Below are 22,142 nucleotides of genomic sequence, written 5' to 3' on the forward strand. Positions count from 1 at the left end.
CCCTGCCTCGATTACACTTGGCCGGACCAATCAGCAGATGTCGAGAGGAGCCAGGTGACCGTCGCGCCGATCCCCCCGCTACGCCGCCGCACCGGCAGCGTCAGCGCCGAAGTCGCCGCGCATCTGGAGCGGCTGATCATCGACGGCGCCCTGCGCGCGGGCGATCGCCTGCCGCCCGAACGCGAACTCGCCGCGCAGTTGAACGTGTCACGGTCCTCGCTGCGCGAAGCCATGTTCGAGCTGGAATCCAAGAAACTGGTCGACCGCAGACAGGGCCGCGGCAGCACCGTGACCGAGCTCCCCCGCGGCGCCGCCGAACTGCACGGCAACCTCGCCGACCTCGACACCGAACTCGCCTACGCGACCGAACTCCGCGAGCTGGTCGAACCGCGCATCGCCCAGCTCGCCGCCCTCCGCGCGGTCGAATCGAATTTGCTGTCACTGCACGAGATCATCGACCGCTCCGACGAAGCCCTCAGCCCGGCGGACTCGATGGCACTCGACATCGAATTCCACACGCTCCTGGCACATTCTGCCCAGAACCCACTGCTGGTCACGCTCTGCACGATGACCACGGAGTGGACCCGCCACACCCGAGCACTCTCGCACCGCACTCCGCTCGGCCGCCGCGTCTCCGTCCACGGCCACACCCAGATCCTGCTCGCGGTCGACGACCGAGACGGCCCCGCCGCCGCTGCCGCCATGGAACAACACCTGCGTGAAGTTCGCGAGATCAGCACCCGCTAGCGACACCACAGGACAGGGCCCCTACCCCACAGCGGCGGCGAAGACCTCGAGCGCACGATCGTCGAACAGCACGAACCGCACCTGTGTCACCGCCGTCTCGGCCGCGCGTACGGTCTCGACCGCGATCCGCGCGCCGTCGTCCATCGGCCAGCCGAAGATACCGGTGGAGATCGCCGGGAAAGCGACCGTCGACGCCCCCAATTCGTCGGCCACGCGCAGGGATTCGCGGTAACACGAGGCGAGCAGTTCGGAGCGGTTCTCGGTGGCCGACCACACGGGGCCCACGGTGTGGATCACCCAGCGGGCGGGGAGCAGCCCCGCGGTCGTTGCCACCGCCTGCCCGGTTCGCAGACCCTTGCCGTAGTGCGAGGCGCGCAGATCACGGCATTCGGACAGGATCTGCGGGCCGCCTTTACGATGGATCGCCCCGTCGACGCCGCCGCCGCCGAGCAGCGAGGAGTTCGCGGCATTGACCACCGCGTCCACCTGCTGTTCGGTGAGGTCGCCCCGGACCGCATCGATTCGCGTCATGATCCCCATTCTGCCGGGGGTCGGCCGTCGACCACGGGTACCGTCGAGGAAGTCAGGCATGGTCGGTCCGTCCGAGACGAGGAGAACCCCACATGGCCATACCCACCGGTGACATCGAGCCGACGCCCGACGGGCGGGATCTGGTGATCACCCGGTCGTTGGGGTTGCCGATCGAGGAGGTGTGGGCGCGATTGACCGACCCGCATCTGACCGCGAGCTGGTACGGCACCTGGGAGGGCGACGCGGGCACCGGCAACACCATCCGGGTGCAGATGCGGTTCGAGGAGGGTGAGCCGTGGTCGTCGATGCGCATCGACGACTGCACCGCGCCGATCCACCTCGGCCTCTCCTCGACCGACCAGATCGGCGTGTGGCGACTCGAGGTGACCCTGCTCGACACCGGCGCGGCCACCGAACTGCGCCTGGTCCACCACCTGACCTCGGAATACCAGCTGGCGGAGATCCCGCAGATCGGTCCGGGCTGGGAGTACTACGCGGACATGTTCGTCGCCGCGAGCACGCACACCGAACGCCCCGATTTCGCCGACTACTACCCGTCGATGTCGAGCTACTACCAGCAGCGCGCGTCGTAGCCCGAACGTGAACCGCCCCGGCCGAATTCACGGCCGGGGCGGTTCGACGGACCGGGAACCCTACTCGTCGTCGAGTTCCGCGGCGACCTCGTCGGAGATGTCGACATTGGTGTACACGTTCTGCACATCGTCGCTGTCTTCGAGCGCGTCGACCAGCTTGAACACCTTGCGAGCGCCCTCGGCGTCCACCGCGACCGAGACCGACGCCTGGAAACCGGACTCGGCGGAGTCGTAGTCGATGTCGGCGGCCTGCAGGGCCGAACGCACCGCGATCAGATCGCCGGGCTCGGTGATGATCTCGAAGAGATCGCCGTGGTCGTTGACGTCTTCGGCGCCCGCGTCGAGGACCGTCTCGAGGACGTCGTCCTCGGACAGGCCGTTCTTCTCGAGGGTCACCACACCCTTGCGGGCGAACAGGTACGACACCGAACCCGGATCGGCCATGTTGCCGCCGTTGCGGGTCATCGCCAGTCGGACCTCGCCCGCGGCGCGGTTGCGGTTGTCGGTGAGGCACTCGATCAGCACGGCGACACCGTTGGGCCCGTAGCCCTCGTACATGATCGTCTGCCAGTCGGCGCCGCCGGCCTCTTCACCACCGCCGCGCTTGCGGGCGCGCTCGATGTTGTCGTTGGGGACCGATGTCTTCTTCGCCTTCTGGATGGCGTCGAACAGCGTCGGATTGCCCGCAGGGTCACTACCACCAGTGCGGGCCGCCACCTCGATGTTCTTGATCAGCTTGGCGAAGAGTTTGCCGCGCTTGGCGTCGATCCCCGCCTTCTTGTGCTTGGTGGTGGCCCATTTGGAGTGGCCGCTCATGCCCTACTTCCTTCAAGTCGGTTGCGCGTCTGCCCGGGCGGACAAGCTCGATCCAGCCTACTCACCGTCCGCCACGCCCGCCGACGCGGGCTTTAGCGCGCCGCGCGAACCAGGTCGACGAACAGTTCGTGCACCCGAAGATCACCGGTCACCTCGGGGTGGAACGAGGTCGCCACCACGTTGCCCTGCCTGGCAGCCACGATGCGGCCCTCGGCGGGTCCGTGCGGCACCCGCGCCAGCACCTCGACACCGTCACCCACCCGCTCCACCCACGGCGCGCGAATGAACACCGCGCGCACGGGCGTGTCGAGGCCGGCGAAGTCGAGATCGGTCTCGAAGGAATCGACCTGCCGACCGAACGCGTTGCGCCGCACCGTCATATCGATGCCGGACAGGTGCTGGGCGTCGGCCCTGGTGTCGAGGACCTCCGAGGCGAGCAGGATCATGCCCGCGCAGGACCCGAACGCGGGCAGCCCGTCGCGCAGCCGTGCCCGCAACGGTTCGAGCAGGTCGAACGCCTGCAACAGCTTGGAGATCGCGGTCGACTCGCCTCCGGGCAGCACGAGCCCGTCGACGGCGGCCAGCTCCGACTCGCGCCGCACCAGCACCGGATCGGCCCCGCAGTGCTCCAGCGCGGCAACGTGTTCACGCACGTCGCCCTGCAGCGCGAGGACGCCGATGGTCGGCCGGGTGGGGGTCGAGGTTGCGTTCACAGCCGTTGAGCTTACGAGCCTGCGCGATGTGTGCCCGCTCACGCTGCGTCATCAAGGTTCCGTCAACGGCGGGTGCATTCGCGCGAAACAGGTCGACACTGCGATGTGTGATTGCATTGCTGCCACGCAAGTCCCCCGGACCCGCACAGATCGTCGCGAAGCGCCGCGGACTGACCGTTCCCACCGGCCTGGCCGGCCTGTCCCTCGACGCGATGGCCTCGGTGTCCTACGGACCGGAGGCCATCGTCTTGGTCCTGGCCACGGCGGGCGGTCTCGGACTCGGCATGACCCTGCCGGTCACCCTGGCCATCGCGGCCTTGCTCGCCGTACTCATCGCCTCCTACCGGCAGGTGATCGCGGCCTTCCCCAACGGCGGCGGCGCCTACGCGGTCGCCAAGAAGCACCTCGGTGACCGCACCAGCCTGCTCGCGGCCGCCTCGCTCATCATCGACTACGTGCTCAACGTCGCCGTCTCGATCGCGGCCGGTGTCGCGGCGTTGACATCGGCGTTTCCGGCGCTGCACGGGTACACGGTGTGGATCTGTCTGGCCGTGCTGGTCGGGATCACCGCCCTCAATCTGCTCGGCATCACCCAGAGCGCCAAGGTGTTCATGCTGCCCACCGTGGTGTTCGTGGGCGGCATTTTCGTGGTGATCATCGGCGGCCTGCTTCGTACGGAACCGGCGGCCGTGACGGCGGGCACCGCGGCGGTCAGCGATATCCACACCGTCGGGGTCCTGCTGCTGCTCAAGGCGTTCTCGAGCGGCTGCGCCGCGCTGACCGGCGTGGAGGCGATCGCGAACGCGGTGCCCAGTTTCCAGGAACCGCGCGGGCGACGGGCACAGCGCGCCGAGGTCGTGCTGGGGCTGCTGCTCGGCACCATGCTGATCGGGTTGGCCGTGCTGATCGAGAAGTTCTCGCTGCAGCCGATCGAAGGCACCACGGTGCTCTCGCAGCTGACCGAAGCCGCGCTCGGCCAGGGCGTCGGTTATTACGTGGTGCAGTTCGCCACCGTCGTCCTGCTCGCACTCGCGGCGAACACCTCCTACGGCGGGCTGCCGACCCTGACCCGGCTGCTCGCCGAGGACAACTGCCTACCGCACCGCTTCGCCGTCGCCACCCCCCGTCAGGTGTACCGCTACGGGGTACTGACCCTGGGCGCGAGCGCCGCGGTGCTGGTGGTGGCCGCCGCGGGCAACATGAACGCGCTGGTGCCGCTGTTCGCGATCGGGGTGTTCGTCGGTTTCACCATCGCACAGACCGGCATGGTGGCGCACTGGTGGCGCACTCGCACACAGGGCTGGCACTGGCGAATCGTGCTGAACGGGTTCGGCGCGCTGCTGACCTTTGTCGCGGCGATCGTCACCACCGCGATGAAGTTCACCGAGGGTGCCTGGCTGATCGTGCTCGTGTTGCCGGTGCTGATGATCGCGATGGAACGGATTCGCCACGCCTACACCAGAATTGGTGGCTCCCGCGGGAGCGGTGTGGTGCCCGCGCAACCACGCCCGACCGGGACCGCGATCATCGTGCCGATCGCGGAGGTCTGCGAGCTGAGTCGTGAAGCGCTGTCCGCGGCCATGTCGATCGGCGACGACGTCACCGCGGTGCACGTCTGCCTGCCGGGTGAGTCTACGACGGCCTTCACCAAAGCCTGGGCGGCCTGGCATCCCGAAGTTCGGCTGGTGCTGCTCGAGGACAGTGATGCCACCGTCGGTGGGCCGGTCGCCGCCTACGTCCGTGACCATTTCGGCGACCGGCGCAAGGTGGTCGTGATCGCAGAGATCGACCCGCCCACCGGATGGGACCGGGTCCTGCCCAGCCACCGCAGCGACGAACTCGAGCGCGTGCTGCGTCGCATGAGCGACACCGTGGTGTGCCACCTGCGGGTGCAGGTCCGGTAGACCGCTGGTGACCGGTGCGGCACCAGACCGCGCCGGTCCTGCGTCCTATTTGTCGCGCGGCGTGCGGATCAGACCTTCCTGGACGACAGCGGCGACCAGGTTGCCCTCGCGGTCCCAGATCTTGCCGCCGGTCAGCGCGCGACCGAAACCGGCCGAGGGTGAGGACTGGTCGTAGAGCAGCCATTCGTCGGCACGGAACGGGCGCAGGAACCACATCGCGTGGTCGAGCGACGCGTTCTGGGTCGGTTCGTCGGGGTGGATCACCTTCGACGAGCCGAGCAGCGTCATATCGCTCATGTAGGCCAGCGTGCAGACGTGGAACATCGGGTCGTCGGGCAGCGGGTGCCGGTACCGGAACCACACCTGCTGGGGGGAGACGGCGCCGTCGCGCGCGACGACCTGCTCCTGCGGGACCGTGCGGATGTCCCAGTGCTCCCATTCACGCATGGCCCACAGCCGCTCGGGGGTCATGGTGACGCTGGCGTCGGGCAGGTCGTCGGGACCGTCGACCGTGGGCATCACGTCCTGGTGTTCTGGCCCTTCGTCACCGTGATGGAACGACGCCGACATCGTGAATATCGCCTGCCCGTCCTGCACGCCGGTGACCCGCCTCGTGCAGAACGACCGGCCGTCACGGATGCGTTCCACCAGGTAGACGGTGGGTTCCTCCGGATTGCCCGGTCGCAGGAAGTAGCCGTGCAGGGAATGCACCTGGAAGCTGCGGTCGACGGTGCGGACCGCCGAGACCAGCGCCTGCCCGGCCACCTGACCGCCGAAGGTGCGCGGTAGCTGAGACTCCGTGGAAGCACCGCGGAAGATGTCGCGCTCCAGTCGCTCGATCGCGAGCGCCTCGTCGATTGTCGCCATGCGCTCGAGATTATCGCCTTGCCGACCGGGCGGTATGTCCGGCTCTGCGCAGCGGCCCGGAATTTGCTGAGATGGTCCGGTGCCGACGTTCACTCCCACCACGCCCGCCGCCCTCGCCAGGCTCGTCGCCGACCGGCTCGTCGAGCTGCCGGGGCGACGGCTGCTCGCGGTGGACGGCGACGACGCCGCGATGCCGGTCGAACTCGGCCGCCGGATCGCGCAGACGCTCGCGGATCGGGGCCGATCGGCGGCGGTGGTGTCGGTGCACGACTACGTGCGCCCCGCGTCGCTGCGCATGGAATACGGGCGCGATGACGAATGGTCTTATCGCACAGCATGGTTCGACTACGAGGCGATCCGGCGCGAGATCGTGGACGCGATGCGAAGCGAGGGGCGTTGGCTGCCCGCGCTGTGGGACGAGCAGCGAGACAGGTCCGCTCGGGCGGCGATTCGCACGGCGCAGGCCGATCTGGTGCTGGTGCTCGCCGGGCCGATGCTGCTGGGTCGAGGTCTGGATTTCGATCTCGCCGTCCGCTTGGAGCTCAGTGAGCGAGCGGCGCTGCGACGCACGCCCGCCGAGCAGCACTGGACGTTGCCCGCTGTGCGCGATCACGCAGCCGACAATCCCGAGGAAGCGACGTGGACCGTTCGCTGGGATCACCCCGATCGGGCGGCGCTGCGCAGCTGAGCCGCGAAACCGAGGCGTCACGGCAGGCACCGATGCGAAAGCCCCGTCCGCGACGAGCGAACGGGGCTTCGGCGAGAACGATCAGGCGCAGGCGACCGAGGTCTGACCCAGGTTGGTCAGCATGGTGCAGGCCCACGACTTCTGGACCTTCCACTTGCCCTCTTCGGCCACGAACGGCACGTCGACGACATTGGTCTGGCCGTTGACAGTGAAGTTGGCCTTGGCGTTGACGCTGTCACCGAAGGAGGTCACCTCGGTGACCTGCACCTGGACGTTGCTGTCCTGCACGGCCTGTGCCAGGCGGTTCGGCAGCTCGGGATCGGCCTCGATGCCCTGGACGAAGTCCAGCTTCTGGTCGTTGGGGACCGCCGGATCCAGCGAGGTGCCGAGCTGTGCGTTGAGCTGCTCGACCGTCGGCACGGCGGGCAGGTTCGCGGCTGCCGAACCCTGAGCCTTGGCGCTGGTGGTGGTTTTGGCGGCGGGCTTGTCACCCTTGTCGTCACTGCACGCACTCAGTCCGAGGGCGGCGACCACAGCCAGTCCTGCGATCGCGACTCGTCCGGTCCTACGAAACTTCATCCACTCGTCCTTACGTCGGGTCGGAATCTCGCCCTCTGGGCGACGGCGTCGCACCGGCGCCACACAGCGCAGGCCTCGATGCCACGGCCCGGACGCTACCCAGCGATGTTGAGGAAACTCTGAGATACACACAACGTGGGTCTGTGAGAAGGATTCGATTGTGATGCACCCCAGTGCTACCCGGCGCGCAGACCTGCCACCGCGTCGACCAGTCGGGCGTGGGTCGGCGTGTCCGCGGCCGCGATCAGTCCGTGTGGTGGGGTGTGCAGCGGTTGCCCGGCGAGGCCGGTGACCACGCAGCCCGCCGCCTGGCACACCGCGATCGCGCTGGTGAAATGCACACTGTCACGGAGATCGCCGCCGGTGATGTAGGCGGCGCGCCGTCCCGCCGCGACCCAGACGAGGGCCAGGGAGGTCGACAACACCCGCGGATGGAATTCGCCCGCGAAGCCTTCGGCGTCGAATAGTCGCGCCGGGGTCGACCACGGGAACGGGTGGTCGAGGTCGACATCGACGAGGTGACTTCCCGAGTGCGGCCATAACGGCTCGTCGCGACCCTCGGCGCGCAGGAACGCACCCTCCCCCGCTGTCCAGAACACTTCCTCGGCGAACGGGTCGGCGGTCGCCGCCGCCGTCACGGTGTCGCCGTCGCGCAGGGCGACATTGACCGCCACGAACGCGGTGTCGACAGCGAAATTCCTGGTGCCACAGAGCGGATCGACAAACCACGTGCGGTCGCTGCGGGCCGGACCGGTGACTCCCGATTCCTCGGCGACGAACCGGTCGTCCGGGCACGCGGTCGCGAGAACATCGAGGATGGCTTTCTCGGCCGCGATATCGGCCTGCGTGGCGAAGTCGTCGCCCTGTTTGGCGTAGCGCGTGAGCGGAGCGTGGAACGCCGACCGAATCACTGCCGAAGCGACCTCTGTTGCGTGGATGGCGATTTCACTATCTGAGTGGTGCACCGCTTCCAGGCTACGGACCGCACCACACCCCGGCAGGCGAAACAACGGCCCCGCGGGGCACAGTCGCGCAACGGTCCTCGGCTGCCGCGCGGCCGCCTATCGAGCCAGGTACACGGCGAGACCGAGGCCGCAGATCCCGACCGTCACCCGCAAGACGCTCGGTGGGATCACTTTCACCACCGGCGGACCGCACCAGCCACCGGCCAGCGCACCCGCACCGAGAGCCAGTGCCGCACCCCAGTGCACCGGCCCGAAGGCCGCGAACCCGATCGCGGCGACCAGATTCGCGATGCCGAGCAGGAAGCTCTTGAGAATCGAGGCGCTCCAAAGGGATTCGGAGGTGCACAGCAGCATCATCGACAGGTAGATCACCCCCGCGCCCGCGCCGAAATACCCGCCGTACACGGACGTGAGCAGGATGCCGACCGGCACGATCCAGGGCGCGCTGAGCTCACCGATGTGGCGGCGCACCAGTGGTTGCACCAGCAGCGCGATCGACGCCATGGCCACCAGGAACGGCACGACCACCTCGAACGCGCCGTCCGGGGCGACCAGCAGTGCGAGCGCACCGAGAAGCCCGCCCAACGCCGACAACACCGCCCAGCGCACCAGCGTGGACCCGCGTCCGACGAGTTCGCGTCCGGAATTGGCGGTCGCCCCGACGCCGACGGCGACCATGGCGACAGTATTGGTGACATTGGCCGCGACGGGCGGCAGACCGGCGGCCAGCAGCGCCGGATAGGAGACGATCGAGGCCATCCCGGTGACGAAACCGATCAAGCCGGTAAAGAATCCCGCGACGACCAGCAAGCAGACGTCGAGCGCGGTCACGGACCGACTGTACGGTACGCCCAGTTGGCAGCAAATCCTGGGCCAACCGACGCCGACATCGCGGAACGACGCGCCTGCGAGGGCACAGCGCACGGCGCAGACGCGGCCCACATCGCCCACCGGCGCCGGGATCACTCCGACGCGCCGAAGGCCGTGCCAGGATGGCGGGGTGCAGATGACGACTTTCGAGCCGGGCGAACCACCCGTTCGACGTAACCGGCTGGACTCCAACACCGTTGCCCGTCTCGACGACGTCACCACCTTCGCCCAGCTGCTCGACGCGTTAGAGCTCGTCCGCATGGACCATCCCGACGCGCGGATCCTGTGCACGCTCGACGATCTCGGCCAGTGCGCGTACACGAGCATGCACGCCACCCTCGGACTCGTGGAAGGCGACGGCGCGGGCCACGACGACCCGGACGATCCCGCCGCCACCCACCACGCCGAGAACGCCACGGTCTCCCGGATCGCCGCACTGCTGGACAATCCGTCCGCACGCGTCCCGTGGGAATCCTTGCGCGACACCCGCAACGCGTCCGAGGACGAACTCGCCGCGCTCGTCGCCGCCAACCGCTCCCCCGACCGCGTGGTCGACGACGTCGTGCTGATCCAGCGCGTCCCGGTGGACCGCGACGACCTCGCCATCGCCGGCATCCCGAACGGGTACTTCGCCGACGACTGGAGCACCTACGACAACCACACCGTCATCCGCCGCATGGCCCTCCACGGCTACCGCCACATCGCCATCGGCGCGTCCCTGCTCGCCTTCGCCCGCCCCACCGCCCCCACCCCCGAACAGGCCGCGGCCCTGGTCACCGACCTGACCCACCTCTACGGCTCCCCCACCGCCATCGCCTGGCACGAGCTGGCCGTTCTGCTACCCACCCAGCGCCAGCTCATCCTCGGCTACGCCGAGAACTTCGCCGACGCCCTCACCACCGATACCGAAGGCGCGGCGGGTCAGCCGTAGGCCGCGGCCCTGGTAGCGCTAGCGCGCCGGATCGGGTGTCGGCTGCCACGCGCGAGCGGTAGCCGCCGCGTTCACTGTCACGCTCGACCACACGGCCCAGGCCAGCCACACCATGCCGAATCCGGCCGCGATATGCCCGACGCGGACCAGCGGCGCCGGGAGCAGGAAGGTCAGGCAGAGTACCGACAGGCCCACGGTGTAGAGGATCGCCGCGCCGCGCGGGACCGCCGCGCTACGCAGCAGCGCTGTGCCGAACAGCAGCGTTCCGCTCAGCGCGAGAACCGCGGTGGCGAGGAAGGCGAACTTGGCCGGGCTGGTGAGCAATTCGTCGACCACCGGCTTGTCCAAATAGACCAGCACGAAATTCATGGCGAAGGCGATACCCGCGAAATAGCCGAAGCCGAGGAACTGCACGACGAAGGCGAGTGCTCCGAAGCGGCCGAGACGCTGGTGCAGCAGCGCGTACAACGCCACCAGCAGACCGATCCCGAAGGGGACGGCCGCCCCGTTGAGAACCTGGGTGATCGGTATCTTGCCCGCGGCGATCAGTTCGATCACGCCCGCCGCAGCGATGGCTCCGCCGCAGAGGAAGCCGGAGATGCCGCCCAGTCTCAGTAGTGCTCGTGTGTCCATGTCGAAATCCCTTCTCGATGTCGAGCTCGACGGTAGGAATCCGGTGGTCACGGCGGTAAGTGCCGGGCGACCCATGACCTTCGGCCACAATCGCCGCGCGACCGTGGCCGTGCGTCGGATCTGCCCATACGCTCAGCGAATGCATCGACCGCGCGCACTGACCTGGGTCGCGTGCTTCCTCTATGTCTCCGTGCTGGTCGCCGGGCTCGCCGTCGCCTCGACCGGACCTGTCGACCCTGCCCGGTCCAGTGCTTTCGCCGGGGTCCTCGTGCTCGCGGGAGGGCTGGAGATCGCTGCGGGGCGGTTCACCCGGTCGAGGACCCTCGCGATCGCCGGGCTGGTCGTCCGCGCCGGCCTGTACACGGTGATCACCCTGCTCGACAGCAGCGGCAATGCGAAGGTCCTGTTCGTCTTGCTTCCGCTCACTGCCTATTTCACCGTCGGGCATCGTGTCGCCTACGCACTCGCCGGTGGCGGTCTACTCCTCGCCGCGATCATCGTCCTCGGGCGACCGGCGCTGCGGGCGAATCCCGAAGCGCTCTCGGATCTGCTGATGTTCACGATCGGCGTCGTTTTCGCCCTCGCGATCGCGGTGATCGCCGAACGCGAGGAAACCGGGCGGCGCCGCGCCGAATCACTGCTCACCGAACTGTCCGACGCGCACGCCCGGCTCCGGGAGTACGCCGACCAGGCGGTCTCCCTCGCCACCGTCGCCGAACGAACCCGGGTGGCCCGCGATATCCATGACAGCGTCGGCCACCATCTCGTGGTGACCGCGATCCAACTGGAGAAATCGGCCGCCTACCGGCCGTTGGACACCGATATCGCCGACCGGGCACTCGCCGAAGGGCGTCATTCCACGCGCCTGGCTCTCGACGAGGTGCGGCGCGCGGTCGGCACCCTGCGCGCCGACGACACGCAGTTCACCCTCGCCACCGCGTTGCGAGCGCTCGCGACCCGGCTCGACGACACCGGCTTCGCCGTGACCCTCGACCTCACCGGCACCGAGGACACCGTCGGCGAACCCGTCCGTCTCGCCCTGTACCTCGCCGCACAGGAAGCACTCACCAACGCACGCCGCCACTCCGGCGCCACCGCCGTCGCGGTCCGCGTCGACCTCACCGCGAGCACCGGCGTCCTCGATATCGCCGACAACGGAACAGGTTTCGCGCCCGGCGCGACGGAAGGTCAGGGGCTGTCCGGAATGCGTGAACGCCTGGACCTGGTCGGTGGCGAGGTGCGCATCACCTCCGGTCCCGACGGAACTCGTCTGCTGGCCACGATCCCCGTGGTGGGGCGATGAGCGGACGCGATCCCGAGGTATCGGGCACTGTCCCGAAGGTCCGCGTGCTGATCGCCGACGACGAGCGCCTGGTTCGTGAAGGGATCGCCGCGTTGCTCGCCCTGCAGCCCGGCATCGAAGTGCTCGGTGCGGCCGAAAGCGGTTCCGAGGCCGTCGAACTCGCGACCGCACTGGAGCCGGATGTGGTGCTGATGGATGTCCGCATGCCGGAAATGGACGGCGTGGAGGCGGCCACCAGGCTGCGCGGGCGGGTCACAGTATTGATGCTCACCACCTTCGACGACGACGGCTACATCGTCGCGGCCCTGCACGCGGGCGCGTCCGGCTACCTGCTCAAAGATCTCCCCGCCGCCGAACTCGCCCAGGCGATCCGCCTCGCGCACGCGGGCGTCGACCAGTACTCGGCCGCCGTCACCGCGCGCCTGGCCGCCATGGTGCGCTCCCGTATCCCACGCCCCACCATCGACCTCACCGGCCGCGAAACCGAGGTCCTCCGCCTGCTCGCCGCCGGCGCCGCCAATCGCGAGATCGCCCGGTCCCTCTACCTCAGCGAGGGCACCGTGAAGAACCACGTCTCGAGCATCCTCCAACGCCTCGGCGTCCGCGACCGCACCCAGGCCGCGATCTACGCCCACGAACAGGGAATCCTCTGAGCCATCAGGTCAGGGCGTTCACCATGCGGGCCGCGAGCACCCGGGTTCGGTCGAACGGAGCCGCGCTCACGGCGGGCGTGCCGATCACCGAGCGCAAAACCCCGAGGCCGATCAGCAGGGCTCCGATCAGCTCCGCGCGCAGTTGCGGGTCGGGACCGTCGAGTCGGTCGGCGAATTCGCGCAGGTAGCCGTCGCAGAGTTGGGCACGGAGCTGATCGCGCACGTCGTCGTGGCCTGCCGATCGGAGCATGCCCAGCAGCGGGTGTTCGCCGCCGTACTGCGACCAGTCCTGGTACACGACGTCATGGAGCAGGGCGTCGGCGATGCTGACGACCGGCCGGTGCGGATCCGCGGCCGCTCCGGTCGGGATCTCCATGTGCATGGCCTCGGCGTAGAGCCGCTTCTTGGAACCGAAGTAGCGCGATACCAAGGCGGGGTCGACGCCGACCTCGGCGGCGATCTCGCGTAGGCCGGTGCCGTCGAAACCCTGTGCGGCGAAACGGATGCGCGCGGCGTCGAGCAGCGCGGCGCGGGTGGCCGCGCGATCGCGGCGACGTGGTTCGAGCTTCGGTTCCATGAAGTCATGCTAAGTCATCAGATGTTGACTTGGTGGTGTCCCCGTTTCTAGCCTCGAGATATCGGCCGATGACACAGTCCAGAGTGATTCGAGGAGAACGGGACTCGATGCGCACATATGTCATCACCGGCGGCACCGACGGCATGGGCAAGGGGCTCGGCCTACATTTTCAGCGACGCGGCGACCGGGTGATCGCCCTGGCCAGCGGAGCCGCCAAAGGCGAGGCGTTCGTCCGGCAGGCCGACGCGATCGGCGCGGGCGAGCGCGCGGTGTTCTTGCGCGCCGACCTGAGCACCCTGGCCGGAATGCGGACAGCACTCGACGAGATCACCGCGCGAACCGAGGTGGTCGACGGCCTGATCTTCGGTGCGCAACGGTTCCAGCCGCGACGTACCGAGACCGAAGACGGCATCGAGTTCACCTTCGCGCTGCACTACCTGAGCCGATACATCCTCGGACACGGCTTGGTCGCCGCGCTGGAACGCACGAGCGCCCCGGTGATCATGAACATCTGCGGCCCCGGCGGCCTCCCCGGCCGAATCCACTGGGACGACCTGACCCTGAGCCGGGGCTACACCGGCACCCGCGCCGCCATGCAGGCCTCACGGGCCAACGACCTGCTCGGCATCGCCTTTCCCCAGCGCTACCCGGACGCCCGCACCCGCTATGTGCTCTACAACCCGATGATGGTGCGCACCGCGATGGCCGATCCCCTGCCCGCACCCCAGCGAATCCTGACCAAGGCCGCCGGATTCGTCTTCGGCCGCTCGGTGGACCAGTCGGTGCCGCCGATCGCCCGGCTGCTCGACGAACCACCCGCGGATCCGGTGAGCGCCTTCCGGCTCCGTACCCGACTCCCCTTGACGCGCAAGGACTTCGACCCGGACAACGCGATCCGCCTCGACACCCTCACCACCGAACTCCTGCGGCGCTGAGCCCTCGCCCGAAAATGCCTCGGCGGGCGTCGCGATCATCACGACGCCCGCCGAGGCGAATTCTTCAGTGCCCGAACGATATCGGGCCCGTGATCACCAGCCGCGCTCGGCCAGACGGTGCGGCTGCGGGATCTCTTCGACGTTGATGCCGACCATGGCCTCGCCCAGGCCACGCGAGACCTTGGCCAGCACGTCCGGGTCGTCGTAGAAGGTGGTGGCCTTGACGATGGCGGCCGCGCGCTGTTCGGGGTTGCCGGACTTGAAGATGCCCGAGCCGACGAACACGCCTTCGGCGCCGAGCTGCATCATCATGGCGGCGTCGGCCGGGGTGGCGATGCCGCCTGCGGTGAACATCACGACCGGGAGCTTGCCGGTCTGGGCGACCTCACGGACCAGCTCGTACGGGGCCTGCAACTCCTTGGCGGCCACGAAGAGCTCGTCCTCGGACAGCGAGGTCAGGCGACGGATCTCGCCACGGATGGTGCGCATGTGGGTGGTGGCGTTGGACACGTCGCCGGTGCCCGCCTCGCCCTTCGAGCGGATCATGGCCGCGCCCTCGGTGATGCGGCGTAGCGCCTCACCCAGGTTGGTGGCGCCACAGACGAAGGGGACGGTGTAGTTCCACTTGTCGATGTGGTTGGCGTAATCGGCGGGGGTGAGGACCTCGGACTCGTCGATGTAGTCCACGCCGAGGCTCTGCAGGATCTGCGCCTCGACGAAGTGACCGATGCGGGCCTTGGCCATGACCGGGATGGAGACGGCGGCGATGATGCCGTCGATCATGTCCGGGTCGCTCATCCGGGACACGCCACCCTGGGCGCGGATGTCGGCCGGCACCCGCTCGAGCGCCATCACGGCCACGGCGCCGGCGTCTTCGGCGATCTTGGCCTGCTCGGCGTTGACCACATCCATGATCACGCCACCCTTGAGCATCTCGGCCATGCCGCGCTTCACGCGGGCGGTGCCGACGGTGTTGGTGGTCTCAGGCGTAGTCACGAATGTCTCCTGTGTCATGGGCGCCAATCAAGTCGCTCGGGTTCGGGTCACCGTCGATTCTAGATCTGCCCGAATTCGGCCTTCATAGCCAGTTGAGCACCACTGGCCTTGTCACGACCAGCGGCGATGTGGCCGCTGGTCGCCGCTGGCCTTGTCCGATGGCCTGGCCTTCACCGTGCCACGGCTGCGGCCGCGTCCGCCACAGGGCCGCGCCGTACTCGGTCGAGCAGCACGATCGCCGCCGCGAGGGCCGCCGCACCGGCAGCGCACCACAGCGCCGCGACCGGGGTTTCCGCGCGATCGACGGCCATGCCCGCACCGACCGGACCGAGCACCGCGCCGATGTTGAGCGCGGTGGTGGCCAGCGCCCCGGCAAGCCGTGGCGCGGCGGGTGCGGCGGTCCGCACGATGGTCGCGATCAACGCGGATCCGACGCCGAACGCGGCCGCGCCCGTGAGCAACGTCATGGCCGCGAACCCCGCCATCGTGTGCGCGGTGATCGCGGCCAGTGCCCACACGCCGACCAGTCCGGCCGTGCCCACGGTGATGATGGAACGGCCGTGGCGGTCGCTGTGCCGACCGGTGAGTGTCACCCCGACGAAGGAGCCGAGGCCGAACAACGCCAGCACCAGCGGGACCCAGACGCTGGTCGCGCCCGCGATTCCGGCGGCGATGGTGCCGAGGTAGGTGAACGCGGCGAACGTTGCGGCATTGACCAGAACCGCGACGATCACGGCCGACCGCACCGTGCGCACCCCGAGCACGGCCCACTCGGACCGCATCGACCGATCCGAGGCGCCGACTCCCGCACCGTCGCGCCGCACCATCGACGCCACCGGGACGAGGACCACCGCGCTCACCACCGCGACGGCCCAGAAAGCCGATCGCCAACCCCACAGCTGTCCGAGTAGCGTCCCCGCCGGCACGCCCGCGACGCAGGCCACCGTCACCCCGGATACGACGATCGAAGTGGCCCGACCGACCAGCGCTGGCCCGACCAGCCGCGGCAGAGCCGCCAGCACGAGCGCCAGGAATCCGGCGTTCGCGACCGCGGCGACAGCGCGGGTAGCCACCAGCACCGCGAAATCGGTGGTCAGCGCGCCGACGATATGGGCGACGCAGAAGAGCGTGAGAAATGTTGTCGCCGAACGCCGTAGCGGCCACCGACCCATGGTGGCCGCCATCGTCGGCGCGCCGAGCACCATGCCGACCGCGTACACCGAGGTCAGCAACCCCACTGTGCCGAGCGAGACGCCGAAGTCCGCGGCGGTCCACGCCAGCAACCCCGACATCATGAATTCCGATGTGCCCTGCGCGAAAACCGCGGCAGCCAGCACGAAAACCCCGATGGGCATATTCGATCAACTCTCCGGATACCGGGACACCGCGCGACGCGCGGTGTCCGAGATGAGGCGGCATCGAGCCGATCTGGCCCGGCCGCGAGGAATCGACGATCATCCGGCGTTGCGAACGACACATCGCACCGGTCCGCGGACCGAGGGATGCTGGACCCACAACGCCGCCCGGCCCGCAGGCCGGACGGCTACCTTCTGGACGCCTCCGGAGAATTCACCCGCCCACCTTATGCGAGGCGACCGCGGCGCAGTCAACCTGTTTCTCGACAGCCGACGGGATCGTCGAGGCGGGAAAGACTGTCGATCAGCGTGCGGGATCGTCGAATCGCACGTCGACATCGGCGGCGCCGCGCAACGCCGCCACGAGTGCCGCTTCCTCGTGTAGCAGTGCGCGAAGCCGCGAACTCATCGACTGGAACGGCGCGACGGTCAGTGTCAGGGTGCGCCCGCTCTTGCGTGACCGCCAGCTTCCGGCGACGGCGCCGTCGGCGAGCACCACGCCCGGTGCGCCTGCCGTCTTCCACACCGCGCGTTGATATTTCGGATCGACGATGGTGTCGCGGTCGCGGGTCTGCGTGTAGGGATCGCCGGGCGGCAGCAGCCGGACACCGTGTGCCTCGTGCGCCGTCCGAAGCTCTGCCAGGTCCTCGCTGCGGATCCACCGGCGCCGCCCGTCGTATTCGACCGGAGTGAGTTCGCCGGCCACCGGGTCCCACCACGGACCCACGTCGCCGGCTCGCACGCCGAGCCATGCCGCGAATTCACCGCGCGACGACGGTCCGCAGCACCGCAGATAGCGACGCAGCAGCGTGGCGCGATCCGCCGCCGGGTCGGTCACCGGCAACGGGCCTGCGAGCCATTCCTCGAGCAGGACGAACGGTGCCGTGTTGCCGGTACGCGGCGCGAGGCACACGATGCCGCGTAGCGTCAGGATCCGCAGGCAGAAGTGCACGACCGCCTCCCCCAGCGGCTGGTTCGCGCCGTACGGACCTGGCGCCTCCCACGCTGTGCGCTGGGCAGCGGTCAGCGTGTCCGCGATACGGGTGGCCAGTTCCGTGCCGAGTTCGCCGATCGCCAGCGCGCGCTGCGACAGCACCGGCCCGATCTGCGCGACGGTGCGCTCCACCACCTCGTCCAGCTCCATCCCCAGTGTGTCGAGCGCCGAACCGACGCCGCCGATCAGCCGCAATCGCGCCGCCTCGGTGGTCGGCAGGACGCCGGAGGTGAACACCGGCCCATCGGCGGTCGGGAAGAAGAACGGCGCGCCGCGCATACACCAGGTCTGCAACAACGACTTGTCCTGTGCAACAAGGTGATCGACGTGCTCACCGGTCACGCCGTCGACGCGGGCCGCCAGCGCGAGCAGCGCCGAACCCGGCGGACTGTTCTGTACCGCGCAGACGCCGGCCACCGGGAGCAGGTCGCCGACCGGTCGCCGCGAGAGCAGATTGTTCGCGTGCAATCGAAACCCGATGACCTCAGCGGTCCCCACGCTGACCGAACTCTCCCGAGCGGCCATGGACCACCTCCCGATCATCGACGCGCACAGAGTTGCCGCGGTTGCCGCGCGCATCCCCTCAACTTATCGAGCGAAGCCTGTACCGGCATCGTCCTCGGCCGTGCGTCGACAAACCGGCAGAGACCATGCGCCGGGTGTCGTCCTCCGCTGCGCTTCAACCGATCGCCCGAACCACGTGCTGGGCGTCATCCCGCGCCGCCCCTCAGCGGATCGAGCGGACCACGTGCTGGGTGTCGTCTTCGGCCACGGAAGCGGCTTCGGCGAGCAGTTCGTCGAGGTGGTAGGGGTAGACGGCTTCGCCTGCGGCATCGAGTGCGCGGATGTCGTCGGCGGTGCACCAGCGGTGGTCGGTGATCGTGCGGCGCTCGAGGGCGGTCAGGTCGGCCGGGCGCCATTCGAAGCCCGGCGAGCGCAGGGTGAAGAACAGTTCTTCGGAGCGGATCAGCTCACCGTTGAACGGGAACACCGCCACCCGGCGCCACAGCGGACCACGCAGCGCGGCGGGATCCACCCGCTGCCCGGTTTCCTCGTAGACCTCGCGGACCGCGGCATCGCGCAGGCTCTCCCCCGGTTCGAGCCCGCCGCCGACGGTGAACCAGAAGGCCACCTCGGGGATCATCGGGTCATGGCCGCGCAGCAGCAGCACGCGGTTCTGCTCGTCGAGCAGGACCACCCGCGCGGTGGTGCGGGTGGTGTGCACGACGAGACCGGTCGCGGCGGCCGGCGTCGCGCGTTCGGTGATCTCGAAATAGTGCGGCAGCGGCGCGGTGCCGCCGAGGTGCAGGATGCGCACGGGCCTGCGGGTACGCAGGGCCAAGGTGTCGCGCACGGCGTCGTTGTGGAACCGGCGCGCGATCAGCACGCGGGCCTCGGCGTCGGCGAGCTCGGCCACCAATTGCGGTCGCAGGTGGTCGATGTCGACGAGTGAGAGCGCGGCGGAGAGCTGGTTCTCGATCGTTTCCCGGTCACCGCGATCGGCGCGTTCGGCCCGATCGGCGAGGGTGGCGAGCCGGGAGGCCCGTTCGGCTCGGCGGGGATCGGTACTCACCGGCCCGGCCTCCGACATCGCCACCGCGCGCGCCACCACGGCCCGGCGGGCGAGCGCGGCATCGAGGGCCTGCCAGGACTGATCGGAACGCACGTGCAGCCGGTCGAGCCGGTTCGCCGTGGAGTAGGCCCACACACCGAGGGCGAGCACGAGCAGGGCGATCAGCCCGAGAACGAGAACGGTGGTCGCGGAGAAGGTGATCATCCGGCGGCCCGCACCCGGGTGTCGCCGACGGTGACGGTCTCGTACACCCGCAGGATCTGTTCGGCCACGACCGGCCAGTCGTAGCCCGCGACCACCTGGGTGGCGGTGCTGACCAGGCGTTCGCGCGTCTCGTCGTCGGTGAGCAGGGTGTCGATGGCGGTAGCGAGCGCGGCGGAGTCACCGATCGGGGTGAGCAGGCCCGCGGTGCCGTCGCGCAGCACCCGTCGGAAGGCATCGAGTTCGCTGGCGACCACCGGGGTGCCCGCGGCCATCGCCTCGATCAGGATGATGCCGAAGCTCTCCCCACCCAGATTCGGCGCGACGTACACATCGGCGCTGCGCAGCGCGGCGGCCTTCTCCGCATCGGAGACCTGTCCGAGGAACCGCAGGTGCCCCGCGTGCTCGCCCGCCTCGCGGCGCAGCCGGTCCTCGTCGCCGCGCCCGACGATGAGGATCTCCACGTCGGGATGGTGTTCGATGAGCGCGGGCAGGGCGCCGAGCAGCACATCCATGCCCTTGCGCGGTTCGTCGTAGCGACCGAGGAACAGCACCGTGCGGCCCGCGCGCGGATATCCGTCGAGCGGCTCGCCGAGCGCGAACGCGGACACATCGACACCGTTGGGGATCTCCACCGCGTCGGATCCGAGCGCCTCGACCTGCCAGCGCCTTGCCAGCTCGGAGACGGCGATCCGCCCGCTGATCTTCTCGTGATACGGGCGGAGCACACCCTGAAAAGTGCTGAGCACCAACGACTTCGTGGTCGAGGTGTGGAACGTCGCCACGATGGGGCCCTCGGCGATCTTGAGCGCCAGCATCGACAGGCTCGGGGCGTTGGGTTCGTGGATGTGCAGCACGTCGAAGTCGTTGCTGTCGATCCAGCGGCGGATCCTGGTGTAGGCCATCGGGCCGAACGACAACCGCGCCACCGACCCGTTGTAGGGAATCGCGACCGCACGACCGGCAGAGACGACGAAATCGGGCAGCGGTGTGTCGTCGGAGGCCGGGGCGAGCACGCTCACCTTGTGCCCGCGTTCGATGAACACCCGGGCGAGCTCGACCACATGCGCCTGCACGCCGCCCGGGACATCGAACGAATACGGGCAGATCATCCCGATCTTCACCGCTGGCCCCCTGTGTCCTGCGCGGTGATCCGCGACAGTCGTTCGGGCGACAGGTCGCCCTCCCAGAGCGGTTGCAGCATGTGCCAATCGGCCGGATGCTCGGCGATATTGGCGGCGAACCGGTCGGCGAGCGCCTGCGTCGCGGCCGCCACGCCACCGGAAACATCCAGTGCCGGTTCGGCTTTCAGGCCCCAGCCTTCGGTGCCGTCCTCGTCGACGGTGAACCAGCCGTGCACCGGGACCAGCGCGGCGCCGGTCTCGATGGCCAGCTTCGCGGCGCCGCCGGGCATCCAGGTGCGCTCACCGAGGAAGTCGACCGGCACGCCCTTGCCGGTGAGGTCGCGCTCGCCCATCAGGCACACGATCCGGTTCTGGCGCAGTCGTTCGGCGAGTGCGGCGAACGGCGGCTGCTCGCCACCGGTCAGCGGGAACACCTCGAATCCGAGGCTCTCGCGGTAGGCGACGAACCGTTCGAACAGCGATTCCGGCTTCAGTCGCTCGGCCACGGTGGTGAAGTTGTCGTAGTGCTGCACCAGCCAGACACCGGCCATGTCCCAGTTGCCCGAGTGCGGGAGCACCAGAATGAGACCGCGGCCCTGTTCCAGAGCGGCGTCGACATTCTCCAGGCCACCGACGTAGTAGTCGATCGCGGTGTGGTCCATCGACGGCAGCCGGAACGCCTCACGCCAGTAACGGGCATAGGAGCGCATGCTCGCCCGCATCAGGTCGTCGGGCACCTGGTCGGCGGGCACACCGAGGACACGGGCGAGGTTGCGGCGCAACTGCTGCGGTCCGCCGCCCTTCACCGCACGATCGGCGCCGAGGTCGAAGATCTTGCGCACCAACCCTTCCGGTGCCGAACGCACGAGACCCCAGCCCGCGGCGTAGCCCCAGTCACTCATCCGATCTTTGAGGCTCACGACGCCGATCCCTCTGCCGCGTCCGGCTGCGGCGCCGGTGGAATGACCACCCTGGCGCCCGGCGAATTGCGCACCGCGAGCACCCGCTGGAACACCGTGACGATGCTCAGCACGGCCAGCACCCACATCGCCACGTAGACGGCCCAGGTCAGCCAGTCGATCCCCCAGTGCCCGCCGATGCCGGTGAGTCCGGCGCCGACCAGGACGAGGACCAGGCGGTCCGGGCGTTCGATGAGTCCACCGTCGGCGGACAGGCCACTGGCCTCGGCACGCGCCTTGGCATAGGAGATCACCTGCGAGGTGACCAGCACGATCAAGGTCAGCGCGAACAGGTGCTTGCTGTGCTCGTGATAGACCGCCCACCAGGCGAGTCCGGCGAAGATCGCGCCGTCGGCCACCCGGTCACAGGTGGCGTCGAGGACCGCGCCGTACTTCGTGCCGCCGCCGCGGGCGCGCGCCATCGCCCCGTCGAGCATGTCGAACATGACGAACAGCCAGATGACCATCGTTCCCCAGAACAGGTGTCCGGAGGGGAACAGGGTCACCGCGGCGGCGATGGTCGCCGTGGTACCGATCAGTGTCATCGCGTCCGGGGTGAGCCCCGTCCCGACGAGCGCTTTGCCCAGCGGCGCAGTCGCTTTCGCAAACGTCTGGCGGCCGAAGAAGCTGAGCAC

The 22,142-nt window shown here is 69.0% G+C and carries 24 protein-coding genes; 8 read left to right on the forward strand and 16 right to left on the reverse strand.

Going from position 1 to position 22,142, the window contains the following annotated elements:
• Nucleotides 1-54: 54 nt before the first annotated feature.
• Nucleotides 55-747, forward strand: a complete 693-nt coding sequence (locus tag ASD42_RS05080) for a FadR/GntR family transcriptional regulator (protein ID WP_056810804.1) — start codon at nucleotides 55-57, stop codon at nucleotides 745-747.
• Between the two features lie 21 nt (nucleotides 748-768).
• Here the strand turns inward: ASD42_RS05080 and ASD42_RS05085 are convergent, their stop codons facing one another.
• Nucleotides 769-1,278: an O-acetyl-ADP-ribose deacetylase gene (locus ASD42_RS05085; protein WP_056815463.1), complete on the reverse strand. Its 510-nt coding sequence runs from the start codon at nucleotides 1,276-1,278 to the stop codon at nucleotides 769-771.
• 92 nt (nucleotides 1,279-1,370) lie between these two features.
• Here ASD42_RS05085 and ASD42_RS05090 point away from each other — a divergent pair, with 92 nt between their 5' ends.
• Nucleotides 1,371-1,871 (forward strand): SRPBCC domain-containing protein, encoded by a 501-nt coding sequence (locus ASD42_RS05090; RefSeq protein ID WP_056810807.1) that lies wholly within the window; start codon nucleotides 1,371-1,373, stop codon nucleotides 1,869-1,871.
• Nucleotides 1,872-1,931: 60 nt separating this feature from the next.
• Here ASD42_RS05090 and ASD42_RS05095 read toward each other — a convergent pair whose 3' ends face one another.
• Both ASD42_RS05095 and pdxT read right to left on the reverse strand, forming a co-directional pair.
• Complete coding sequence (locus ASD42_RS05095) at nucleotides 1,932-2,687, reverse strand: YebC/PmpR family DNA-binding transcriptional regulator (protein ID WP_056810810.1); 756 nt, start codon at nucleotides 2,685-2,687, stop codon at nucleotides 1,932-1,934.
• 92 nt (nucleotides 2,688-2,779) lie between these two features.
• On the reverse strand, nucleotides 2,780-3,400 hold the full coding sequence (gene pdxT, locus ASD42_RS05100; protein ID WP_056810812.1) for a pyridoxal 5'-phosphate synthase glutaminase subunit PdxT: 621 nt from the start codon (nucleotides 3,398-3,400) through the stop codon (nucleotides 2,780-2,782).
• Nucleotides 3,401-3,507: 107 nt separating this feature from the next.
• On the opposite strand from pdxT, the gene ASD42_RS05105 reads away from it, so the two are divergent.
• Nucleotides 3,508-5,304, forward strand: a complete 1,797-nt coding sequence (locus ASD42_RS05105; RefSeq protein WP_056810815.1) for an APC family permease — start codon at nucleotides 3,508-3,510, stop codon at nucleotides 5,302-5,304.
• Nucleotides 5,305-5,349: 45 nt separating this feature from the next.
• Here ASD42_RS05105 and ASD42_RS05110 read toward each other — a convergent pair whose 3' ends face one another.
• Nucleotides 5,350-6,171: an acyl-CoA thioesterase gene (locus tag ASD42_RS05110; RefSeq protein ID WP_056810821.1), complete on the reverse strand. Its 822-nt coding sequence runs from the start codon at nucleotides 6,169-6,171 to the stop codon at nucleotides 5,350-5,352.
• 79 nt (nucleotides 6,172-6,250) lie between these two features.
• Between ASD42_RS05110 and ASD42_RS05115 the strand changes: the two genes are divergently transcribed.
• Entirely contained in the window at nucleotides 6,251-6,859 is a 609-nt protein-coding gene (locus tag ASD42_RS05115; RefSeq protein ID WP_056810823.1) for a hypothetical protein, read from the forward strand.
• Between the two features lie 81 nt (nucleotides 6,860-6,940).
• On the opposite strand, the gene ASD42_RS05120 is transcribed toward ASD42_RS05115, so the two are convergent.
• The 3 genes from ASD42_RS05120 to ASD42_RS05130 form a co-directional block, all read right to left on the reverse strand.
• Nucleotides 6,941-7,438: a hypothetical protein gene (locus tag ASD42_RS05120; RefSeq protein WP_056810826.1), complete on the reverse strand. Its 498-nt coding sequence runs from the start codon at nucleotides 7,436-7,438 to the stop codon at nucleotides 6,941-6,943.
• Nucleotides 7,439-7,614: 176 nt separating this feature from the next.
• A complete protein-coding gene (locus ASD42_RS05125; RefSeq protein ID WP_156677384.1) occupies nucleotides 7,615-8,403 on the reverse strand; it encodes an inositol monophosphatase family protein in 789 nt (262 codons plus the stop codon).
• Between the two features lie 96 nt (nucleotides 8,404-8,499).
• Complete coding sequence (locus tag ASD42_RS05130) at nucleotides 8,500-9,234, reverse strand: sulfite exporter TauE/SafE family protein (RefSeq protein ID WP_056810830.1); 735 nt, start codon at nucleotides 9,232-9,234, stop codon at nucleotides 8,500-8,502.
• 175 nt (nucleotides 9,235-9,409) lie between these two features.
• Here ASD42_RS05130 and ASD42_RS05135 point away from each other — a divergent pair, with 175 nt between their 5' ends.
• Entirely contained in the window at nucleotides 9,410-10,204 is a 795-nt protein-coding gene (locus ASD42_RS05135; RefSeq protein ID WP_056810833.1) for a hypothetical protein, read from the forward strand.
• A gap of 18 nt (nucleotides 10,205-10,222) precedes the next feature.
• On the opposite strand, the gene ASD42_RS05140 is transcribed toward ASD42_RS05135, so the two are convergent.
• Nucleotides 10,223-10,837 carry a hypothetical protein gene (locus tag ASD42_RS05140; RefSeq protein WP_056810835.1) on the reverse strand — a complete coding sequence of 205 codons (615 nt, stop codon included), beginning with the start codon at nucleotides 10,835-10,837 and terminating at the stop codon, nucleotides 10,223-10,225.
• Between the two features lie 139 nt (nucleotides 10,838-10,976).
• On the opposite strand from ASD42_RS05140, the gene ASD42_RS05145 reads away from it, so the two are divergent.
• Together ASD42_RS05145 and ASD42_RS05150 are read left to right on the forward strand one after the other, a co-directional pair.
• A complete protein-coding gene (locus ASD42_RS05145; RefSeq protein ID WP_063893604.1) occupies nucleotides 10,977-12,140 on the forward strand; it encodes a sensor histidine kinase in 1,164 nt (387 codons plus the stop codon).
• Nucleotides 12,137-12,793 carry a response regulator gene (locus ASD42_RS05150; RefSeq protein ID WP_056810840.1) on the forward strand — a complete coding sequence of 219 codons (657 nt, stop codon included), beginning with the start codon at nucleotides 12,137-12,139 and terminating at the stop codon, nucleotides 12,791-12,793. The genes ASD42_RS05145 and ASD42_RS05150 overlap by 4 nt, the downstream gene beginning before the upstream one ends.
• Before the next feature lie 4 nt (nucleotides 12,794-12,797).
• Here the strand turns inward: ASD42_RS05150 and ASD42_RS05155 are convergent, their stop codons facing one another.
• Complete coding sequence (locus ASD42_RS05155; protein ID WP_056810846.1) at nucleotides 12,798-13,370, reverse strand: TetR/AcrR family transcriptional regulator; 573 nt, start codon at nucleotides 13,368-13,370, stop codon at nucleotides 12,798-12,800.
• Nucleotides 13,371-13,477: 107 nt separating this feature from the next.
• Here ASD42_RS05155 and ASD42_RS05160 point away from each other — a divergent pair, with 107 nt between their 5' ends.
• Nucleotides 13,478-14,305 (forward strand): SDR family NAD(P)-dependent oxidoreductase, encoded by an 828-nt coding sequence (locus ASD42_RS05160; RefSeq protein WP_056810848.1) that lies wholly within the window; start codon nucleotides 13,478-13,480, stop codon nucleotides 14,303-14,305.
• 93 nt (nucleotides 14,306-14,398) lie between these two features.
• Here ASD42_RS05160 and pdxS read toward each other — a convergent pair whose 3' ends face one another.
• The 7 genes from pdxS to pgsA form a co-directional block, all read right to left on the reverse strand.
• Nucleotides 14,399-15,319: a pyridoxal 5'-phosphate synthase lyase subunit PdxS gene (gene pdxS / locus ASD42_RS05165; protein WP_056810852.1), complete on the reverse strand. Its 921-nt coding sequence runs from the start codon at nucleotides 15,317-15,319 to the stop codon at nucleotides 14,399-14,401.
• 152 nt (nucleotides 15,320-15,471) lie between these two features.
• Complete coding sequence (locus tag ASD42_RS05170) at nucleotides 15,472-16,656, reverse strand: Cmx/CmrA family chloramphenicol efflux MFS transporter (RefSeq protein ID WP_056810855.1); 1,185 nt, start codon at nucleotides 16,654-16,656, stop codon at nucleotides 15,472-15,474.
• 304 nt (nucleotides 16,657-16,960) lie between these two features.
• Nucleotides 16,961-18,175 carry a winged helix DNA-binding domain-containing protein gene (locus ASD42_RS05175; RefSeq protein ID WP_056810858.1) on the reverse strand — a complete coding sequence of 405 codons (1,215 nt, stop codon included), beginning with the start codon at nucleotides 18,173-18,175 and terminating at the stop codon, nucleotides 16,961-16,963.
• Between the two features lie 202 nt (nucleotides 18,176-18,377).
• Entirely contained in the window at nucleotides 18,378-19,424 is a 1,047-nt protein-coding gene (locus ASD42_RS05180) for an NUDIX hydrolase (RefSeq protein ID WP_056815468.1), read from the reverse strand.
• Entirely contained in the window at nucleotides 19,424-20,548 is a 1,125-nt protein-coding gene (locus ASD42_RS05185; protein ID WP_056810861.1) for a glycosyltransferase family 4 protein, read from the reverse strand. The genes ASD42_RS05180 and ASD42_RS05185 overlap by 1 nt, the downstream gene beginning before the upstream one ends.
• The gene (locus tag ASD42_RS05190) at nucleotides 20,545-21,468 is read right to left on the reverse strand and encodes a phosphatidylinositol mannoside acyltransferase (protein WP_056810863.1); all 924 of its coding nucleotides are present in this window, start codon (nucleotides 21,466-21,468) and stop codon (nucleotides 20,545-20,547) included. The genes ASD42_RS05185 and ASD42_RS05190 overlap by 4 nt, the downstream gene beginning before the upstream one ends.
• A complete protein-coding gene (gene pgsA / locus ASD42_RS05195; protein WP_056810866.1) occupies nucleotides 21,465-22,142 on the reverse strand; it encodes a phosphatidylinositol phosphate synthase in 678 nt (225 codons plus the stop codon). The genes ASD42_RS05190 and pgsA overlap by 4 nt, the downstream gene beginning before the upstream one ends.

It is taken from the genome of Nocardia sp. Root136 (assembly GCF_001427185.1).
In the GTDB taxonomy this organism is placed as follows: Bacteria; Actinomycetota; Actinomycetes; order Mycobacteriales; family Mycobacteriaceae; genus Nocardia; species Nocardia salmonicida.

Excerpts from the sequence above, each read along its gene's own strand:
- ASD42_RS05085 (WP_056815463.1), bottom strand. The coding sequence starts at position 1,278 with ATGACGCGAATCGATGCGGTCCGGGGCGACCTCACCGAACAGCAGGTG.
- ASD42_RS05090 (WP_056810807.1), top strand. The coding sequence starts at position 1,371 with ATGGCCATACCCACCGGTGACATCGAGCCGACGCCCGACGGGCGGGAT.
- ASD42_RS05095 (WP_056810810.1), bottom strand. The coding sequence starts at position 2,687 with ATGAGCGGCCACTCCAAATGGGCCACCACCAAGCACAAGAAGGCGGGG.
- ASD42_RS05110 (WP_056810821.1), bottom strand. The coding sequence starts at position 6,171 with ATGGCGACAATCGACGAGGCGCTCGCGATCGAGCGACTGGAGCGCGAC.
- ASD42_RS05120 (WP_056810826.1), bottom strand. The coding sequence starts at position 7,438 with ATGAAGTTTCGTAGGACCGGACGAGTCGCGATCGCAGGACTGGCTGTG.
- ASD42_RS05135 (WP_056810833.1), top strand. The coding sequence starts at position 9,410 with ATGACGACTTTCGAGCCGGGCGAACCACCCGTTCGACGTAACCGGCTG.
- ASD42_RS05140 (WP_056810835.1), bottom strand. The coding sequence starts at position 10,837 with ATGGACACACGAGCACTACTGAGACTGGGCGGCATCTCCGGCTTCCTC.
- ASD42_RS05145 (WP_063893604.1), top strand. The coding sequence starts at position 10,977 with ATGCATCGACCGCGCGCACTGACCTGGGTCGCGTGCTTCCTCTATGTC.
- ASD42_RS05150 (WP_056810840.1), top strand. The coding sequence starts at position 12,137 with ATGAGCGGACGCGATCCCGAGGTATCGGGCACTGTCCCGAAGGTCCGC.
- ASD42_RS05155 (WP_056810846.1), bottom strand. The coding sequence starts at position 13,370 with ATGGAACCGAAGCTCGAACCACGTCGCCGCGATCGCGCGGCCACCCGC.
- ASD42_RS05160 (WP_056810848.1), top strand. The coding sequence starts at position 13,478 with ATGCGCACATATGTCATCACCGGCGGCACCGACGGCATGGGCAAGGGG.
- pdxS (WP_056810852.1), bottom strand. The coding sequence starts at position 15,319 with ATGACACAGGAGACATTCGTGACTACGCCTGAGACCACCAACACCGTC.
- ASD42_RS05170 (WP_056810855.1), bottom strand. The coding sequence starts at position 16,656 with ATGCCCATCGGGGTTTTCGTGCTGGCTGCCGCGGTTTTCGCGCAGGGC.
- ASD42_RS05175 (WP_056810858.1), bottom strand. The coding sequence starts at position 18,175 with ATGGCCGCTCGGGAGAGTTCGGTCAGCGTGGGGACCGCTGAGGTCATC.